At 61.5% G+C, this 1,125-nt stretch carries 2 protein-coding genes; one reads left to right on the plus strand and one right to left on the minus strand.

What is annotated here, in order from left to right; all coding sequences use genetic code 11:
• Nucleotides 1-253, minus strand: a 253-nt coding sequence (locus tag ACIQ2D_RS22225) for a ribbon-helix-helix protein, CopG family (RefSeq protein ID WP_402867446.1), incomplete at its 3' end; no start/stop codon positions are given.
• A 237-nt stretch (nt 254-490) separates the two neighbouring features.
• Here ACIQ2D_RS22225 and ACIQ2D_RS22230 point away from each other — a divergent pair.
• Nucleotides 491-1,018: an AAA family ATPase gene (locus ACIQ2D_RS22230; RefSeq protein WP_209448126.1), complete on the plus strand. Its 528-nt coding sequence runs from the start codon at nt 491-493 to the stop codon at nt 1,016-1,018.
• The last annotated feature ends 107 nt before the right edge of the window (nt 1,019-1,125 follow it).

Below are 1,125 nucleotides of genomic sequence, written 5' to 3' on the forward strand. Positions count from 1 at the left end.
AGGAGACGCCCGTTCGGGTCGACGCCCAGCCGGAACTGGCGGGCAGGATTGTCGTGGTCCAGGTCGGCGACATAGACGTGGTGCTCTGCGGCGTAGATGCCGGCGTCTTCGCTGATTCAGTCTTTGAGTGCGGACTTATGTGCGTACAAGCGGCCTGGGCCCAGGCACGCACTGCTTCTCGGATCGCTTCGGACCGGGAGTGGTGTTCTTGTTCTGCGCGCGCGTTCAACGCCGCGAGTAACGCGGCGTCCATTCGTACGGGCACTACGGCGCCGGGTTCGCCATCTACGAGCACCGCTGATCTTCCCGCACGTGGCAAACTGTCGGGTATCGTGCGCAACCTCGGCGGCCCCACTTATCACCTTCGACGCCCCAGGTGCAAGAAGAATTGGTCGCGGGTCCGGGCATCCAGGGGCCGGTATCGAGCCGACGGTCGACGGGTGCTCAACTGACGAGTAGTTCCGTAACTTTCTTCGAGAGGGCCCCACTAATGCGTATTGGAGTATCCGGCCCGCACGGGACCGGCAAGAGCACGCTGGTCGACGAGTTGTGTGGCCGCCTCGCGGGGCACATTCGGGTCGATGAACCGTATTTCGTGCTCGAAGAGGAGGGGCGCGAGTTCGAGTTTCCACCCTCGGCTGATGATTACCGTGCGCAGCTTCGTCGTTCACTGCGATTGCTGACTACACCTTCTTCTGGTGTTGTATTCGATCGCACGCCGCTCGACTTCCTGGCGTACTTGTCGGCGTGTGGTGTCGATCCGGAGGCAGAAGTCGAGGCGGCGATTGTGAGGTCCGCGCTGTGTACTCTCGACGTGCTGGTTGTGGTGCCGATTACCGTCGAAACAGTGCAGAAGTTGCCTGCGGTGGGGATGCCGGAGCTGCAGCGCGCGGTGAACGACGCGTTGCTGGAGTTGGTGTACGCCGATCCGATGCAGGTGTGTGACTCCCTGGTAGTTGTCGAGCTTGACGGCCCACTCCGTGGGCGGGTCGACACGGTTCTCTCGGCTTTGCAGTGACACCGGAATCGTTGAGCTGGGTGCGTTCGAAAGATGCTGGTACTGATCGTTACTCGTGATGATCGACCTGATGAAACTTCGGTTTATGGCTGGCCGGTCTCCCGCGA

The organism is Lysinibacillus sp. NPDC097287 (genome assembly GCF_044761695.1).
In the GTDB taxonomy this organism is placed as follows: domain Bacteria; phylum Bacillota; class Bacilli; order Bacillales_A; family Planococcaceae; genus Lysinibacillus.

Excerpts from the sequence above, each read along its gene's own strand:
- ACIQ2D_RS22230 (WP_209448126.1), top strand. The coding sequence starts at position 491 with ATGCGTATTGGAGTATCCGGCCCGCACGGGACCGGCAAGAGCACGCTG.